At 59.9% G+C, this 17,171-nt stretch carries 15 protein-coding genes; 10 read left to right on the forward strand and 5 right to left on the reverse strand.

The window, feature by feature from the left end:
- The first annotated feature begins 42 nt into the window (after nucleotides 1–42).
- From FYJ40_RS02825 to FYJ40_RS02835, 3 genes are all read left to right on the forward strand, one after another.
- Nucleotides 43–2,982, forward strand: a complete 2,940-nt coding sequence (locus FYJ40_RS02825; RefSeq protein WP_195838536.1) for an SNF2-related protein — start codon at nucleotides 43–45, stop codon at nucleotides 2,980–2,982.
- A 132-nt stretch (nucleotides 2,983–3,114) separates the two neighbouring features.
- The gene (serC, locus tag FYJ40_RS02830) at nucleotides 3,115–4,239 is read left to right on the forward strand and encodes a 3-phosphoserine/phosphohydroxythreonine transaminase (protein ID WP_154515715.1); all 1,125 of its coding nucleotides are present in this window, start codon (nucleotides 3,115–3,117) and stop codon (nucleotides 4,237–4,239) included.
- A gap of 69 nt (nucleotides 4,240–4,308) precedes the next feature.
- On the forward strand, nucleotides 4,309–5,472 hold the full coding sequence (locus FYJ40_RS02835) for a phosphoglycerate dehydrogenase (protein WP_154515718.1): 1,164 nt from the start codon (nucleotides 4,309–4,311) through the stop codon (nucleotides 5,470–5,472).
- A 348-nt stretch (nucleotides 5,473–5,820) separates the two neighbouring features.
- Here FYJ40_RS02835 and FYJ40_RS02840 read toward each other — a convergent pair whose 3' ends face one another.
- Entirely contained in the window at nucleotides 5,821–6,870 is a 1,050-nt protein-coding gene (locus FYJ40_RS02840; protein WP_154515721.1) for a hypothetical protein, read from the reverse strand.
- A 154-nt stretch (nucleotides 6,871–7,024) separates the two neighbouring features.
- Between FYJ40_RS02840 and FYJ40_RS02845 the strand changes: the two genes are divergently transcribed.
- Both FYJ40_RS02845 and FYJ40_RS02850 read left to right on the forward strand, forming a co-directional pair.
- Nucleotides 7,025–8,218, forward strand: coding sequence for a M20 family metallopeptidase (locus FYJ40_RS02845; RefSeq protein ID WP_154515724.1), 1,194 nt, complete (start codon nucleotides 7,025–7,027; stop codon nucleotides 8,216–8,218).
- Nucleotides 8,219–8,284: 66 nt separating this feature from the next.
- Nucleotides 8,285–8,974 carry a DUF1015 family protein gene (locus tag FYJ40_RS02850; RefSeq protein WP_154515727.1) on the forward strand — a complete coding sequence of 230 codons (690 nt, stop codon included), beginning with the start codon at nucleotides 8,285–8,287 and terminating at the stop codon, nucleotides 8,972–8,974.
- 127 nt (nucleotides 8,975–9,101) lie between these two features.
- Here FYJ40_RS02850 and FYJ40_RS02855 read toward each other — a convergent pair whose 3' ends face one another.
- The 3 genes from FYJ40_RS02855 to FYJ40_RS02865 form a co-directional block, all read right to left on the reverse strand.
- On the reverse strand, nucleotides 9,102–9,737 hold the full coding sequence (locus tag FYJ40_RS02855; protein WP_154515730.1) for a histidine phosphatase family protein: 636 nt from the start codon (nucleotides 9,735–9,737) through the stop codon (nucleotides 9,102–9,104).
- 17 nt (nucleotides 9,738–9,754) lie between these two features.
- Nucleotides 9,755–10,297 (reverse strand): histidine phosphatase family protein, encoded by a 543-nt coding sequence (locus FYJ40_RS02860; RefSeq protein WP_370450578.1) that lies wholly within the window; start codon nucleotides 10,295–10,297, stop codon nucleotides 9,755–9,757.
- Between the two features lie 80 nt (nucleotides 10,298–10,377).
- Complete coding sequence (locus tag FYJ40_RS02865; protein WP_154515736.1) at nucleotides 10,378–11,049, reverse strand: nitroreductase family protein; 672 nt, start codon at nucleotides 11,047–11,049, stop codon at nucleotides 10,378–10,380.
- 233 nt (nucleotides 11,050–11,282) lie between these two features.
- On the opposite strand from FYJ40_RS02865, the gene FYJ40_RS02870 reads away from it, so the two are divergent.
- A complete protein-coding gene (locus tag FYJ40_RS02870; protein ID WP_154515739.1) occupies nucleotides 11,283–11,885 on the forward strand; it encodes an HdeD family acid-resistance protein in 603 nt (200 codons plus the stop codon).
- Nucleotides 11,886–12,368, forward strand: a complete 483-nt coding sequence (locus FYJ40_RS02875; protein WP_154515742.1) for a DUF188 domain-containing protein — start codon at nucleotides 11,886–11,888, stop codon at nucleotides 12,366–12,368. It begins immediately after the preceding gene.
- A gap of 132 nt (nucleotides 12,369–12,500) precedes the next feature.
- On the opposite strand, the gene FYJ40_RS02880 is transcribed toward FYJ40_RS02875, so the two are convergent.
- The gene (locus tag FYJ40_RS02880) at nucleotides 12,501–13,583 is read right to left on the reverse strand and encodes a putative manganese transporter (protein ID WP_154515745.1); all 1,083 of its coding nucleotides are present in this window, start codon (nucleotides 13,581–13,583) and stop codon (nucleotides 12,501–12,503) included.
- Between the two features lie 171 nt (nucleotides 13,584–13,754).
- On the opposite strand from FYJ40_RS02880, the gene FYJ40_RS02885 reads away from it, so the two are divergent.
- The 3 genes from FYJ40_RS02885 to FYJ40_RS02895 all read left to right on the forward strand — a co-directional run bounded on the left by FYJ40_RS02885 (nucleotide 13,755) and on the right by FYJ40_RS02895 (nucleotide 17,133).
- Nucleotides 13,755–14,723 (forward strand): 3'-5' exonuclease, encoded by a 969-nt coding sequence (locus tag FYJ40_RS02885; RefSeq protein ID WP_154515748.1) that lies wholly within the window; start codon nucleotides 13,755–13,757, stop codon nucleotides 14,721–14,723.
- Between the two features lie 430 nt (nucleotides 14,724–15,153).
- Nucleotides 15,154–16,353, forward strand: coding sequence for a hypothetical protein (locus tag FYJ40_RS02890; RefSeq protein ID WP_154515751.1), 1,200 nt, complete (start codon nucleotides 15,154–15,156; stop codon nucleotides 16,351–16,353).
- 411 nt (nucleotides 16,354–16,764) lie between these two features.
- The gene (locus tag FYJ40_RS02895; RefSeq protein WP_154515754.1) at nucleotides 16,765–17,133 is read left to right on the forward strand and encodes a helix-turn-helix transcriptional regulator; all 369 of its coding nucleotides are present in this window, start codon (nucleotides 16,765–16,767) and stop codon (nucleotides 17,131–17,133) included.
- Nucleotides 17,134–17,171 lie beyond the last annotated feature (38 nt).

A 17,171-nucleotide genomic window follows, 5' to 3' on the forward strand; every position in this document is an offset into this window, starting at 1 on the left:
CTCACGCGTCTCAACTTGTCCGCACATCTTCAGGAGTCCGTAATGGCAAGACCGTTTAGCCCCAGCGAAGCAAAAGCCGTCGTCTCGAAGGCCCAGGAGCTATTGGGCGATATCGAGGTTATTTCGAAGGCCACAATATACGGACCCGACAACTTTAGGAACGCGATCGCTCAAGCCAAAACGGACACGCTAATCAAGGAACTTCGACGGATTAAAATCGCCGACCTTCAAACACCGGCGAGCACGCAAAAGAAGTTGGCAGATCAGAAGATCAAGACGGCATACGACCTCTACTGTCGTGGCGAATTTGCAGAAGACGACCAACACGTTAAAAAGCTCGTACGCGTGGCGAATGAATGCGCCGACGCAATCCGCAAGCTCTATCGACCCAAACCGAAGAGTACCCATATGCGCGACGCGCTCTTTTTAGCCGCCCGCTACTATAAGTCCGCCTTACTTGCCGAACTCTACGAATCCGCAATACGTGACGCCCACGACATTCCGAATGCCTGCGGCCTTGTAGGCCAAAACAGTGGAGGGCTCCGCTGGCTTCTGCTGAATGCCACCGATAAGCAGACGACGGAAGCGGCGTATCGACGCCTCGTGCAATTTACAGACAACTCCAATAGCAAGTTTATAAAAGATGGACGTCTTCAGGCGAACAGTATCCTCGGCATGGACCCAAGCATCCCACTTGGACCGGAAACCAAGCAAAGGGCCGTAAGGGTTATCGCCGAGGACGCCGGCGAGGACCTTTTCTCATCCGACGCTAAGCCCAACAGAAACGAAATTGAAGCAGCGGTCTATGGCGCCGAAGACAAAATTCCCGAGCGCGCGATTACCAAACTGGAAGAAAAGCGTAGGCGCAGCCAAAACCAAATCCGTAAACAAGTAGACAAGGTCCGCCACGCCGACGCTCAGCGCTACGTTTCGGAGCAATCGGTCGACATGCTTAAAGATCTAGTTCCAGGCGTTCGCGTTAAGTGCCTTAAAGACGCCGGGTACACAACGCTCGGCAAGATTATGTACGGAAGATTGCGCGGGCGCGAAAGGCAGCCCTGGGACAACTATGACCAGCGTTGGGAACTAAGCAAGATTAACGGCATTAGCGAAAATGCTGCCGGCAGAATTGTCGATGCCATTGAACAGCAGGTCGACATGCTTGCCAAAAGCGGCAAGATAAAACTGACCCCTGACAATAAAAAGCCAGAGGACACGGCACTTCTCCAGGAAGTCTATAAGTACTTTGAGCTCGAAGATCTGCTCAGCGAGGCCAAGGCTGCGCTCGCGCGCATTACCGAAGAGCTTTCGGAGCTGCAAGGCCAGATTCTGCCGGCGCTCGATGCGTACACCTGGCTCTTTTACAAGGATCGCGACACGGTTTACGGCGCGTACGAAAAGCTCAACGATCTTATCAACGGCGCAGAGCTCGAGAAGGTCAATGGCTATGCGAGTCAGAGCCTAATCGAGCCGGACGAAAAGACCGTGTGGAAACTCTTCGGGGCCGATCCTATCCGCGTGTATAGCCTACTCGAAAAGCTGATGCCCAAGGCGTTTTCTTCGACTTCCAATGGCTATGGCCTGCCCGAGAAGCTCGCCAACCAGATTAAAACGACGTCGTTCGACACCACGGGCCTTAAGTGCGAGCTCCGTACATACCAGACATGGGGCGTCCGCTACATCTTGCACCAAGGCAATGCGCTGCTGGGCGACGAGATGGGTCTGGGCAAAACCGTCCAGGCCATCGCCGTGATGACCGCACTCAAAAACAAGGGTGCCAAGAAGTTCTTGGTCGTTTGCCCTGCTAGTGTTCTCGAAAACTGGGTGCGCGAGGTGCACAAGCACAGCGACCTTACATGCATTAAAATCCACGGGCCCGCGAAGGATCTCCATGCAAGGACATGGCTGGCGGGGCTGGATGTGGGCGTCACCAACTATGAGAGCACAAGCTATATTGAGCTGGACCCGTCAGTGAAACTCGACCTAGTCGTAGTCGACGAGGCCCATTACATTAAAAACCCGAGCGCCAAGCGAAGCATCAACACGCTCAACTTGTGCAAGCAGGCTAAGCACGTGTTATTTATGTCGGGCACGCCGCTCGAGAATAAGGTCGACGAGATGATCGGGCTTGTGTCGCATCTCAACAAAAAGGCTGCGCGTGAAGCGGGCAAATACGCCAGCAGATTTAGTTCGGCGGGGTTTAGAGATGCCCTGGCACCGGTTTATTACCGCCGCAAGCGCGAGGACGTGCTCTCGGAGCTGCCCGACCTTATCGAAAACAGCGAGTGGTGCCAGATGGGATCTTCGGAACTCCAGCAGTACTACCTAACCCTGCGGATGCGAAACCCGATGCAGATCCGACGGCTGTCGTGGAACGCCCCAGACCCCAGCGACTCGTCCAAGCTCAAACGCCTGCGCGAGATTGTCGCCGATGCCAAGGACGAAAACCGCAAGGTCCTGGTGTTTTCGTTCTTCCACGACACTATCGACGTGGTGCGCTCGGCGTTTGGAAGTGCGTGCTACGGCCCCATTAGCGGCTCTACCCCACTCAATAAACGCCAACAGATTATCGACTCGTTTGACGCGGCGCCCGCGGGCTCCGTCCTGGTGGCGCAGATTCAGTCGGGCGGCACGGGCCTCAACATTCAGTCGGCAAGCGTCGTCGTGCTGTGCGAGCCGCAGTACAAGCCCTCGATCGAAAACCAGGCCATTTCGCGCGCGTACCGCATGGGCCAGTCGCGCAATGTACTGGTCTATCGTCTGCTGTGCAAGGATACGATCGACGAGCGCATCATGTCGATCCTCGAGCGCAAGCAGGGTGACTTCAATGCCTTTGCAGACAAGTCCGCCGCCGCTGAAGCCGACATGCAAAACGAGCTCGAGGTCAAGCAAGAACAGCTCAACGCCATGTTCGACGAAGAAATCAAACGCCTGGAGAGCCTGATGCCATCGCTCGCAGACCTGGACTTGCCGGAGGAGTAGGCCCTCTCCCCCATGTAACCATCCTGTAAATCATAGCGGCGCAGTCGAGTTTTACCGTGATGCGGTCGCGCCTGGCGCTCCACTGTGCTAAAGTATCCCGAACGTTCAAACGACTACGAGGGGAACTAGAAGATGGCACGTGTGCACAACTTCTCAGCTGGCCCGGCCGCGCTGCCTACAAGCGTGCTCGCCGAGATCGCCGACGAGATGATGGACTACCGCGGTTGCGGCATGTCCGTGCTCGAGATGAGCCATCGATCTAGCATGTACCAGCAGATCATCGACGACGCCGAGGCAACCCTGCGCCGCCTGCTGAGCATCCCCGACAACTACCGCGTCCTGTTTTTGCAGGGCGGCGCCACGCTGCAGTTTGCGGGCATCCCCATGAACCTCATGCGCCGCGGCCGCGCCGGCTACGTCGTGACCGGCAACTTCGCCAACAAGGCGTACAAGGAGGCCGCCAAGTACGGCGAGGCCGTGCTGCTCGCGAGCTCCAAGGACACCAATTTCGACCGCATTCCCACCATGGCCAATATCAACGCGCGCATTGCCGCCGAGGCCGCGGGCAACGGGATCGACTACGTCTACATCTGCCAGAACAACACCATCTTTGGCACCATGTACCACGAGCTGCCCGCTTGCGGCGATGTGCCGCTGGTCGCCGATGTCTCGAGTTGCTTTCTGTCGCAGCCGCTCGACGTTGAGCGCTACGGGCTCATTTACGCCGGCGCGCAGAAAAACGCCGGCGCCGCGGGCGTGACCGTGGTTATCGTGCGCGGCGACCTCATCGCAGATGGCCCCGCCTTTGCGCAGACGCCGCAGTACATGGACCTTAAGACCCAAGCCGCCAAGGGCTCCATGCTCAACACGCCCAACACCTTTGGCATCTACGTGTGCGGCAAGGTGTTCCGTTGGGTTGAGCAGACCGGCGGACTAGCCGCCATGGCCGAGCGCAACTGGGCCAAGGCCAACCTGCTCTATGACCTGCTCGAGCACAGCGAGCTGTTCCATGGCACCACGCAGGCCGGCAGCCGCTCCATCGCCAACGTCACCTTCCGCACCGGCGACGCCGAACTCGACGCGGCCTTTGTCGCAGGCGCGGCCGAGCACCAGATTCAAAACGTCAAGGGCCATCGCCTGGTGGGCGGCATGCGCGCGAGCGTCTACAACGCCGTAACCATGGAAGACGTGCAGGCACTGGCCTCGTACATGAAGGACTTCGAAGCGCAGCATAGTTTGAGTCCGCGATCTAACTAGCCCGCAACCCGCGGGCCGACCAGCCACTTCAAACCACTTGTTATAAACAAACCCGCTAAGGAGTATTTCATGCGCAAGATCAAAACCATCGACGACATAACCAAAGACGGCAAGGTCGAGTTTGGCGAGGGCTACGAGTTTGTGGGCACCGCCGAGGAGGCCGACGCCATCCTGATGCGCTCCACCGACCTGCACGGCTACGAGCTGCCCGAGGGCATCCGCGCCATCGCCCGCTGCGGCGCCGGTGTCAACAACATCCCCATCGAGGAGTACGCCAAGAAGGGCGTCGTCGTCTTTAACTCCCCCGGTGCCAACAGCAACGCCGTCAAGGAGCTCGTCCTGGGCATGCTGGTGCTCTCGAGCCGCGGCGTGGTGCAGTCGATGAACTGGGTGCGCGACAACGCCGACGACCCCGAGATTCAGGTCGACGCCGAGAAGGCCAAGAAGGCCTTTGTGGGCCGCGAGCTCAAGGGCAAGCGCATCGGCGTCATCGGTCTGGGCAACGTGGGTTCCAAGGTCGCCAACGCCTGCGTCGACCTGGGCATGGACGTCTACGGCTACGATCCGTTCATTTCCGTCGAGCACGCGTGGGTGCTGAGCCGCGAGGTGCAGCGCGTGGGCACACTCGAGGACCTCTGCCGCGGCTGCGACTACCTCACCGTGCACGTGCCCAGCAAGGCCGACACCATCGGCATGATCAGCACCGAGCAGATCGACCTACTGGCCCCGGGCGCCGTGCTCATCAACTACGCGCGCGAGACCATCATTGACGAGGACGCCGTCGACGCAGCCCTGCGCGCGGGCAAGCTGAGCTGGTTTAGCTGCGACTTTGCCACGCCCAAGACCGTCAAGATGCCCAATACGTTTATCACCACGCACTCGGGCGCCGGCACCGGCGAGGCCGAGGCCAACTGCGCCGATATGGCCATCAGCGAGCTCAAGGATTACCTGGAGAACGGCAACATCGCGCACAGCGTCAACTACCCCGCCTGCAGCATGGGCAAGGCGCGCGCCGCGAGCCGCATTGCCTGTCTGCACGCCAACGTGCCCAACATGATCGGCCAGATCACGGCGATCCTGGCCAAGGACAACGCCAACGTGCAGCGTATGACCAACGAGTCCGCCGGCGAGAACGCCTACACCATGTTCGACACCGACGAGCACCTGGACAGCAGCACCATCGAGGCGCTCAAGCAGATTCCGTCGATGTATCGCGTACGCGTGATCAAGTAGCGTCGGCGCCAAGCCTGCCAGACAAGCCACGAAGCCCATTCGGTCCCCGTTTTCACAAAACGGGGACCGATTTCGTTGCTCCGGCTGGTTTTGAAAATGCTACCCAGAATAAGTTTTTTCGGATAATCGACAGTCATGCCCAAATCACTAAGCACACCTGCTTTGATAAACAGCTTTATCAGGGACTTTAGTAGGTAAAAATCGATCTCTCTGTGCCGAATGTAAGTTGACTGTCTATTTTCCGAAACAACTTATTCTAGATAGCATTTTTAGGGCCCTCCAAAGGCAAAATTGAAACCTTTTTGCGACCAAAACTCTAGTCCGCGCGACCGTTTTCCACCCGCACAGCTACATTCCCGCCCAATCGATAAAAATCTCCTCACGTAGCCGCCGTTCGAGCTCCTGCTGCCGCTGCGTCTTGTCTTTCAACGGCACATCGAGATAGGACATGATGAGTTCCATCACCACGCGGAAGGCATCGGAGTCGACCAGCTGACCATAGGTCATCAGAACGACAGGATATCCCATCGCTTGAAGGGCCGTCGTTCGATCGGAGTCCGAGATCTTGGATTCTATGGATCCGTGAATGGCTTTACCTTGACATTCAACCAGGCACTCTCTGCTGCCGTCCTTATTTGACAGCAGGATATCGGCGTAGCGCCTATCAAGCCCCGAAATCAGGCGGGCGCTGCGCGTCATGCGAATCTCAACGTTATTGGTAAGGCGCAGCCCTTCGCCGCCGCGCAACCTCGTAAGGCCAAACAGCATCGAAGCCTGGACCTCGAGCGGCGATGCCACAACCCCCGTAATGCATTTCGCGGCACGCGTAAACGATTTAGCACCGCGGAGCCCCTGGATCTTATTGGCGAATTCTGTAAGTTCAGAGAGCTCAATCAAGGGCGGTCGTTTCCACAGGTCCGTTGGATTCCCCGAGGCATCCTTTACGTTTTCCCAGCCCAACCGTGCGTCACCCCACCGGCTCCCATACGCCTGCTCAAGTGCCGACTTTACCTGAGACGCAATCTTGCACACGGCAAAGGTGCCGCACATCTCATACATGCACATGATCAGGCGCTCATTTGAGACCGAGGAAGCCAGGGTCAGCAGGGTAAAGAGCGGGGACGCAACATCAAGGCCAAACTCTGTCTGCCGCACGGAATCAAACGGCCTCTCCCCGTTCCAGACATGCCTGACAATTCGACCGCCCTTGCGCCCGCAGAGGCCCTGCGCCAACACGTGTAGCGGAGTGCCCAGGAAATGCTTGACGAGCGGGTGTTCACAAAGATGCTCCCTGCGCGGATCGTCCACAGAATCGGGCAGGTCCGGCATTATTGCCAAGACCTGTGGAGGTATCCGGTGATACCGAAAGGCAGATATGTCGCACAGCATGTCGTCCATGAAGGATACGTACCCACCGCGTCGTCTGTAAACCCGCCTGGACGGCAAACGCGATGGCTCGGCCTGCGAACGGTTAATACTGCTACGCACACGTCGCGAATCCTCCAGGTGGCTTACAATCGGTTTTGGAAGCAAACTGATTGTGAGGTTGCATATGGTTGATGAGAACTTTGCCTGGCGGCTTACGCAGGAGCTCGTGAAGATTGATAGCTCGGACCCGGGCGCCTACGAAGGCGAGATCGAACACTTCATTAAGAGGCTCATTGAACAGCAGCTGGCGCAGCTTGATAGTCCTGCACTCGATGCCGTGCAGATTGCAGAGCTCGAAGTACTCCCCGGGCGCCGCAACCTTATGGTCACCGTGCCGGGTGTGAGCGATGAGGCGCGACTCGTCTACATCTGCCATATGGATACCGTCACCCTAGGAGATGGCTGGAACGCGGACACGCCGCCGCTTGGGGCGGTTGTGCGCAACGACAAACTCTTTGGCCGGGGCGCCTGCGACATGAAGGGCGGCCTGGCTTGCGCCATTACCGCGCTTGTCCACGCACTCGAGCGCGTGGCGGCAGAGGGCGAGCTGCCCCACCGCGGCTTCTCGCTTATTTGCTCGGTTGACGAAGAGGACTTTATGCGCGGCTCCGAGGCCGCCATCGATGCCGGCTGGGTCGGCTCGCGCGAATGGGTGCTGGACACCGAGCCCACCGACGGACAGATTCAGGTGGCGCACAAGGGTCGCACGTGGTTCGAGATCGAGATGACCGGCGTCACGGCGCATGCGAGCCAGCCCTGGAAGGGAGCGGATGCCATCGCCGCCATGGCCGAGGCCGTCTGTGCGCTGCGCCATGCGTTTGCAGCGCTGCCCGCACATGATGAGCTGGGGGCTTCGACCATCACGTTTGGACAGATCGAGGGCGGCTACCGCTCCTATGTCGTGCCCGACCGCGCCAAGGTCTGGGTCGATATGCGCCTGACGCCGCCGACCGATACGGCCGCCGCGACGCGCATGGTAGAGCAGGCCATCGCCGGCGCCGAAGCCACAGTCCCCGGTTGCCATGGAAGCTATACCGTGACAGGCGACCGCCCCGCCATCGAGCGCGATCCGGTCTCTCCCCTTCTAGCCGCGCTCAAGCGTGCCGCCGATGACGTGTCAGGCGCGGACACGACCGTCGGCTTCTTTACCGGCTACACCGACACTGCCGTCATTGCCGGCAAGACGGGTAACCGCAACTGCATGAGCTATGGCCCCGGCTCGCTCGCGCTCGCCCATAAGCCCAACGAATATGTGCCCCACGCCGATATCGTTCGCTGCCAGCGGGTGCTGATCGCGCTTGCCAACAACACGCTCTAGGGCGCGAATAGCCAAGTTGGGGCATAATAAGCCGCAAACAAACCGACTCGCGCGTTAGGACTGTCCATGAAAGCTCTTCCGTTTCCCTGCATCCGCCCAGCTCAGGATCGAGTGCTCGAAGCGCTGCCGCAGATGGGCGACATCCTGAGCGGCAACGAAGCCCTGCGCGGTGCGATTGCCGATGGGCTCATGCTCAAGGATCCGGGCGCGGCGTATTACGTGTACGAATGCTCCGGAGAGCCAGGGCGCGTGACGGGCGTTGTGGCGATCTGCCCGGTTAACGTGCTGACGGGTAACGACGAGGCTGCCGCCGAGAGCGTCGACGCACTCGCCGCCGCGCGCGCGATCGCCGGGCTCAAGGTGCAGCCGCGCCCCGTGTCGCTCGCCTACGAAGCCTCGCCCGTCATGGATATCATCCTGGGCGCCGCCAAAGAGGGCGCGTCGCTCTATGCCGTCACCGACCCCACCGGCATTACGCATCGCGTGTGGGAGGTCAAGCGCGAGGACGCCGTTGCCGCCATCCGAGCCATGCTCGATCAGGCACCGGAGCCGGCGCTGGCCGATGACCCCGCCTACGCCGCCGCTCTGACCGGGGCGTCGCAGTTGCTGGCCGATGAGGCCCGCGCAGCCGGCACATACACGGGCAAAGAGCCGTTCAACTTTACTGTGGCCGTGCTGTTCCCCGCCGCACAGGTCGCCGGTGGCGCGCCGCAGGTTCCGACGGGTCTGCTCACCCACCAGATCGCACGGTTCTAACGGGGCCTAAACGCCCAGCACAAAGACTCGGCAGCTCAACAAGCAAGGGGCGGGGATACATGCGCATGCATCCCCGCCCCTTTCGCATCAAACAATTACGCCGGCAAACCGCGCCGCAACGCCAGCGTCATCCACGCCGCGGGCCCGCTGCCGCCACGAGCGGCTCTAGCCCCAGCTCACGCGCGTAATCCTCCTGCGTAAAGACTTCGACCAGTTCAAACGTATCGGTTGCATCGTCAAACGCAAAATGCAGAACCGAGCAGTTGCCCGGCACGCGCTCGCGCTCGTCGGCCACCGCTCCCCTAGAGTGGTCCAAAAACTCCTTGATGGCCGAGGCATGGCTCACCGCGAGCACGCACGAATGGTCCGGACGTCGCATAAGATCGGTCAACGTCGTCACCATGCGCTCACGTACCTGCATCTGGCCCTCACCGCCAAACTGACGATAAAAGTCACGCCACGGACGCTCGGGCATCAGCATCACGCGCTCGGCCTCAAAGTCGCCAAAGAACCACTCGCGCAGGCCATCCAGACGCTCGTAGACAAGGCCCGGCCACAGGCTGGCGATAGTCTGCTCGGTGCGGTGCAGCGTCGAGGTGTAGGCGTGATCGGGCTCAACGCCACGCGCACGCAAGAACATACCGGCACGCGCCGCCTGCTCGCAGCCCAACTGCGTGAGCGGCGAATCGCTCCATCCCTGAATAATGCGTTTAAGGTTGAATATTGTCTGTCCATGACGGACCAGATACAGATCTTTGTTCATAGGGGTCCTTTCGTTCGTTACCAATCAAGGAGCGAAAACGCCCCGTCGCAATAGCCAAAATGAAGCACGGCACCGTTGTCGGGCTGCTCTCCCCCGCCGGTCACGCATCTAAGAAACTCCTGGCAGGCAGAGCCATGAGAGACCGCAAGCACACGATCGTGCTGCGGTCGGGCCATAATACGGGACAGCGCCGCGACCATGCGCGCCCGAAGCTCGCCTTCCGACTCGCCACCAAAGGCCACCGGATAATCGCCCCAGGGCTGCGGCGGCATATCGCGATTTGATGTGCCCTCCAGCGTGCCCAGGCGCCACTCGCGCAAATCATCGACCGGCTCTATGGGAAGATCCTCGCCAACGATCAGCTCGGCCGTGTGGCGCGCCCGACCCAACGGAGACGTATACGCGTGGTCAAAGGAGATGCCGCGCGCCTCAAACGCCGCGCGCGTCGCCAGTGCCTGCTCGCGCCCGCGCTCCGTGAGCGGCGAGTCTTGCCAGCCCTGCAAAATGTTCTGCACGTTAAGCTCGGTCTGCCCATGCCGAACCAAATACAGATCGGACACACGCCCTCCCCTCGCACCACCACAAAGGGGACAGGCACCTTTGTGGTAGTTTGCCGCCGGATCGCGCCGCAACGACGCAACTACACCAGCACGTCGGCAAGCGGACGCTTGGGCACGTGATGCACCTGCGCCTCGTCGCGCCAGTAATTAATAGAACCGTCGGGGTTGGAATCGATCGCGTCGATAACCTGGGTCTCGGCCGGCACGCCAAAAGCCATGATCAGCTTGAGCTCGTACTTGTCGCCGTCGAGCCCCATCGCATCGATCGCGCGGGGCGTAAAGGCCTTGAACATGCAAGCCGCCACCTCGGGCGTTGCGCTGCGCGCGGCGAGCATCATCGTCTGAGCCGCGATGCCCGTGTCGACCTCGGTGATAGGCGCGGCGGGCTTGCCGGGAACGGTGCGCTCGGCAAGAATTGCAATGTAGCCGGTCGGACGCTCGCCCTCGACAGGACCCGGCCAGTCCTTGAGCGCCCCGGCCCATGCAAGCTCGTCAAACACGCGAGCGCAGTCCTCGGCACCGCTCACCACATGAAAACGCAAGCGCTGAGCATTGGCGCCACAGGGGACCAGGTGCGCCAGCTCTGCCAGCTCGAGCAAAAACTCGCGCGGCACGCGCATGGACTCGTCAAAACGGCGGCATGTGCGGGCGCGGCGGACCAGCGCATCAAACGCATCCAGGCCAAGCTTTTCGCAACCCTGCTTTGCCATCGACTCGGCGCTCGACGGCACCGCGGGAACTGCTTCGTTCATAGGGACCCCCAAAAAGCCAATTGTTCTTAGGAAAATCTAACCTAAAACGCAGGCAATAACGAACAGAGCTGCAATGTTCTACACCTGTTGAATAGAAAATCGCAACGTGGGGAACAACGGAAACAAATCGGGGCCTTTGAGTTGCGTTTCGCCCTCCCCGGCCCATACGCCAGCGCCTTTAGGCGATACTGGTTGTAACGATCGCGGCTTACGCCGCACGGAAAGGAGGCCTCATGGGCATCTTTAAGAATGACGACCGGCAATCGAGTCTGTTTGGATTTGACGAGAAAAGCATGGCAGGCAAGGCGATTAAAGCCGTGCGCTGGATCTACGGCGCCACGGGCGTCATCGCGCTCATCGCCGGCATCGCGCTGCTGTTTGCACCCGCTAAGACCCTCGTCTTTTTGACGACCGTACTGGGCTTCTACTTTGTGATCACGGCTGGCGTCAGACTGTTCACCGCCATTTTTGAGCCGCTGCTGCCCGCCGGCTGGCGCGTCACGAGCATCCTCGCCAACCTGCTCATCATCTTGGGCGGCGTGGTGATCCTGCGCAACCAGGCGCTTTCGACCGCGACGCTCAGCACGCTTGTGGTGGTCGTGGCCGGCTTTGGCTGGATTGTCGAGGGCATCATGTCGATTCTGGAGTCCGAGCTTTCTTCCAACCGCGCCCTCGCCATCCTGAGCGGCGCGCTCTCCATCATCGCCGGCGTGTTCGTGTTCATCTATCCGCTGTGGTCGGCAAAGATGCTCGTCATCTTTACCGGCGCTGCGCTCCTGGTGTTTGGCGTGACGCTGGTTATTCGCGCTATCCGCTTTGGCAAGCTGGTGCACTAGATGCCGCGAACGCTGTTTATTGATGCCGACGCCTGCCCGGTCACGCGTGAGTCGATCGACTGCGCGCGACGGGCGGGTGTTGCCGTGGTTGTCGCCGGCAACAGCACGCAAAACCTGGAGCGGCACATTCGCCGTGACGACCCGCGCGATGCCGAGCACGCGCGACGTGGCTTTTGGGTCACAACGCTCGACGTGAGCGTGGGCGCCGATAGCGCCGACTTTGCCATTATCGAGCGTCTGCAGGCAGGCGATGTGGTCGTGACACAGGACATTGGCCTGGCCAGCATGGTGCTCGGTCGCGATGCCGCCGCCATCGGCGTGCGCGGGCGCGTGTACGACAAAGCCACCATCGATATGCAGCTGTTTATTCGTCACGAAGAAAAGAAGGTGCGCCGCGCCGGCGGTCGCACCCGTGGACCGGCAGCCTTCACCAGCGAGGACCGCGCCCGCTTTAAGCGCAACCTCACCGACCTGCTGCGCTAACCAAGGTAGATTTTTGGGACATGCCTAAAAATCTACCTTTTTGTTTTGGCGATTGGTGCGCATCCAACGCCGGTCATGGCGGTAGATGTTTGAGGCATGCCCCAGTTTTTAGGGGATACCTCAAACATCTACTTAGAGGCCAAAGGCGGAAAGGATAAGACCCCAGCCCGCGCCGATGACGTACATCATGACCAGGAACACGGCGTTTTCGCGGGCGCTGCGGTTGGTGCGGAACAGCACCAGGTAACCCACGCCGGCAGAAATGAGCGTGCCGGCGAGCATCGGTGCCAGCTGCAGCGCGCCTTCCAGATACAGCTGCGTAATGACCACGCTCGCCGAGCAGTTGGGAATGAGGCCGACAAGCGCCGAACCCAGGACAGCAAGCGTCTCGTTGCCGCGCAGGAACTGCTCGATCGCGGACTCGCCAAAGGTCTCGAGCACGGCGACTAGGACCAGCGTCACCAGGAAAATGAATACCGAAACCTGCACGGTGTGCGAAATCGCGCTGCGGATAATCGACAGGACAGGCGCGCCTTTGTGTGAGTGGGAGTGACCGTGGTGGTGTTCGTGCTCGCCCTCGTGTCCGTGGTCGTGGCCATGTCCGTGGTCACGCTCGTCCTCGTCTTCATCACAACCGCAATGGTCGCGCTCGCACAGCTCATGGATGTGGTCGGCGCTCACGCCCGCCTCGGCCACCTCGTCGATGATGTCACCGCCGCTGTGATCGTCATGCGCGCAGTTAACGTGCGCCGGATTGGCAGCGGTTCCCAACACGGTACGGCGGATCGCCGCATGAGCACGGGCGTTGCGACGCAGGCCGCGAATGGCGGCATCCACGATAAAGCCCGTGACCAGCGCGATCAGCGCCTTCGAAGCCAAAAGCATCGCCATAGTCTGCACGGGAACCTGCTCGGCAAGCAGCAGTGGCAGCATCTCGTCGGAGGTCGAGAGAAACACCGCCACCAGGGTGCCCAACGTCACGACGCGACCGGCGTACAGCGTTGCCGCCATCGCCGAAAAGCCACACTGCGGCACCATGCCCAGCAACGAGCCAACCACGGGGCCAGCGGCGCCGGCACGCTTGATGGCGCCGTTGACGCGATCGCCCGCCACATGCTCCAGCGTCTCGAGGGCCAGATATGTCACCAACAAGAACGGCACCAGCGAGAGCGTGTCCTTGCCGGCGTCGAGCAAAATATCAATCAGCAAATCCATGACGGATGGAACCTTTCGTGTCTTTCGGCAGCATTGTAAAAGTCCTAGCGGTCAACTAGGGTATTGTAGTTGTCCTAGGCGTGATGCCAATAGTTGCCTGTGGTAAACTATCATCTCGCCACATCTCAATGACCCCGAGCCGCACGACGCGGCCCGTCCAAGGAGCAGTATATGAACGTTTCGCAAGCACTCGAATACGAGCGCCAGCCGTTTATCCCCATGTTCATCTATGGCGATCACGGTGCCATGGAGTCCGAGCGTCAAAAAGGCGAAGAGGCCCTCAAGGTGCTCGAGACCGAGTACTTTACCGCCGAGGGCGACCCTGGCTTCGACTTTGCCACCGTGCGCGACCTGGCCGACCGCAACCGCGACCTATGCGACCAGATTGGCGAGGCGCGCCTGCGCAACGTGACGCCCGCGACGCTTTCGCGCGGCCTGTCCGACGCCGATACCTGCGCCGGCATCGGCAAGATGCAAAAGCGCACCGCCGCGTCCGTCATGCGCGAGATCCGCGGCGACCGCGATGCGCTCGGCGTGGCGTACGCCCGCAAGCCCATCCAGGGCACGGTGCTCGGCATCGACATCGAGACCACCGGCCGTGCACCCGAGCGCGGCTACATCATCAACGTGGGCTGGGAGATCATGGAGCTCACCAGCGACGCCGTCCCGCACGACGCCGAGGCACACTATTGCGGCCTGCCCGATATCTACCGCGGCGAAGATGTGCCGCTGTCGAATATCCATCACATCACCTGGGACGACATCGACGGCAAAACGCCCTTCCGCGAGAACAAGGAGCTGCAAAAGCAGCTGCTCAAGCTCATGAAGAAATACCCGTACATGGCGCACAACGCCGCCTTTGAGGACAGCTGGTTCAAGATCCATCTGGACGGCTATGCCGAGGCGCGCCGAGCCGGCAAGATTATCGTCATCGACTCGCGCCAGATCTGCCGCAGCCTGGACGCCGACGTTCGCTCGCTCCCCCGCGAGTCCGCACCCGCCGCACTCGAGAACTGGGCACGCCGTCGCGGCACCCTCGCGCCCGACGCCAACGAGCAGCACCTGGGCCTCGACGACACCGACCTCATGCTCCGCACGGTGCAGGCCGAGTTCAACCTCAAGAACCTGTTTGCCAAGTAGATTGCCAAGCAGAGGCGCCATTCGCGAGCAATACTTGCCGGACCATAGCGCCCCGCGCAAAAGCGACACGCCGAGGCGCTCCTCTCAAGCGGCGCAAAAACAGGCCGATGTCCAAGCGGATATCGGCCCGTTTTTCGCGCCGTACAACGCGGCCCTCCAGCCCCCGATGTCTAGCCTCCGCATAACCAAGAACTTCATTTGCGCATGTTCAAGCCAAATTGCACATTTTTGTTGACGCCGTCTTTGCATCAAAACGATGCTGACCAGCATCAGTTGTGGAGGTCTGCGTAGCCAGCGAGCTGCGACAATGCTCCAAATAGCATCTTTCTCCATCATTGACGTCAAGCGCTTGGACAGCTTTTGTTATGCCGCGATATTTTGCCTTGGCGTTCATTGCGAACCCCGCTGCCTGGTCTGCCATGCTATCTGTATGAGTATCGTACTTTCACATAACACGGCAAAAGCGGTCTACCAAGCCGCATACTCGGTATCCGCAATTGGCACCGAGCCATGCAGCCCTGCCAAGATCTACGGGGCGCGCCCCAGCAAGGAGCTGCTCGACTCTGCCGCCGACTGGCTCGCCAGGCACAACGTCGCTCTGGATAACGATGCCCCGCTCGATACAACGGTGTTCGAGCGCGCAAACGTGCGCAGCATGACGGGCTGCAAGTGCCACGTATCATCCAAGCGATTCGCGAGCTCGCGCTTTATCAAGCTTGCCGACGACATCTATATTGTCGGCGTCGAACTCTGTGCGCTTCAGGCCGCAACCTATCTTCCCTTTCGAGAACTTGTGGAGTACTACTTCGAACTGTGTGGCGCCTATTCCCTTGGGCACGATGCCTCGACATCCTATACCGAGCGCTTCGCGCTCACCTCGACTTCGAGCCTCAAACACTTCTTTAACTCCCTCATCGACTGCAAGGGCCTCGAACTTGCCCGAAAAGCCATCCAATGCGTGCGGGACGGATGCCGATCGCCGATGGAAACGGCGTTTGTCATGATGCTCACGCTACCCAGGCGCGAGGGCGGTCTTGGCATTAGCGAGATCGAGACCGACTACGAAGTAAAGGTCACAGCTGCTGCAAAAAATCTCACGCGGCGCGAAAAGTTCTATATGGATGCATATCTCAAGCGGTCCCGAACCGACATCGAATACAACGGATTTCAGCACGATGCCGAAGAAGACCGCGCCATTGACGAAGAGCGCAAGAACGCGCTGGCGTCCATGGGCTACGGAATCATTACCGTCAGTCGCTATTCCTTTATGCACGCCAGCGCCTTCGCCAGGGTTATGGAGGCAATCCAGCGAAAGGAGGGCATTCGCCCATCGCGCCTGCCCAAAGATTTCGCAATCAAGCAAGAAGAGCTGCGACAATTTGTGCTCAGGAGATTTATCGAGGAAAAGAAGCGTATTGAGGAGCTCCTCCGTCAAGACGCAGCGCAGGGTAATGCACTTGAGCTCGAGCGCGCAGTGCTCGAGGGCATCTCGCTGGACGACCCGACGATCAACAATGTCCCGGCCATCGACGACATGCAAGTCATCGAGCTGGATTGCCCGGAGTTCGCCCAAACAAGCACCTCCACACCCGAAGGCAGGGTGTACGGGGCCAGAACAGAGGCGGACTGACAGGGTGGGTACCCCGGCGACGTGCAAAAACGGGAGTTTTCAGCAGAGCCGAGTATCCGAGGGCGGCCGAATTGCCCCATTTTGCACCGAAGCCGCTGTTTTCGATGTAAGTTAGGCAACAGCTGGGGAATATCTATTGCCATTTGCACTCCAGTAAAGCCCTGTGCCGGCAAACGACGCCGTATCATGCAATAAATAACCCCTCGTCGATGCTGAAAACTCCCGTTTTTGCACGTCGCCGGGATACCCACGTTGGCATCGGCGGCCTTATCAGCACCAACCAATGCCCTTAGCCGCCTCTGGGGCCAATCGACAGCAATAAATTTCGCAAATTATATTGACATATGAACATGCGCTCATATACTCGGAAGTAAGTTATATGAGCACATGTTCATATGAAAGGATATTGCAATGAGCGAACACGCCGATGAAATAAGGACCGACATCGACACCATCATCGTGCCCGACATCCCCACCACTTGCTCGCCCGAGGACCTTCCCGACGAGGAGCTGCTGTACGACCTTGCCGACTTGTTCAAGGTTTTCAGCGACACCACGCGTATCAAGATCCTCTACGCTCTCATGGGCCGCGAACTCTGCGTGGCCGACATTGCCGAAGCGACTGCGACCTCGCAGTCCGCGGTGTCGCACCAGCTGCGCACGCTCAAACAGTCGCACCTGGTTAAATTCCGGCGCGACGGGCGCAATATCCTCTACTCGCTCGCCGACGATCATGTCTACACCATGCTCAACCAAGGCATGAGCCACATCTGCGAATAGCGACCAACCACGGTACCAGCGCGGTCTGCACCCAAGCC

This window comes from Collinsella sp. WCA1-178-WT-3 (M1) (genome assembly GCF_009696325.1).
GTDB lineage: Bacteria > Actinomycetota > Coriobacteriia > Coriobacteriales > Coriobacteriaceae > Collinsella.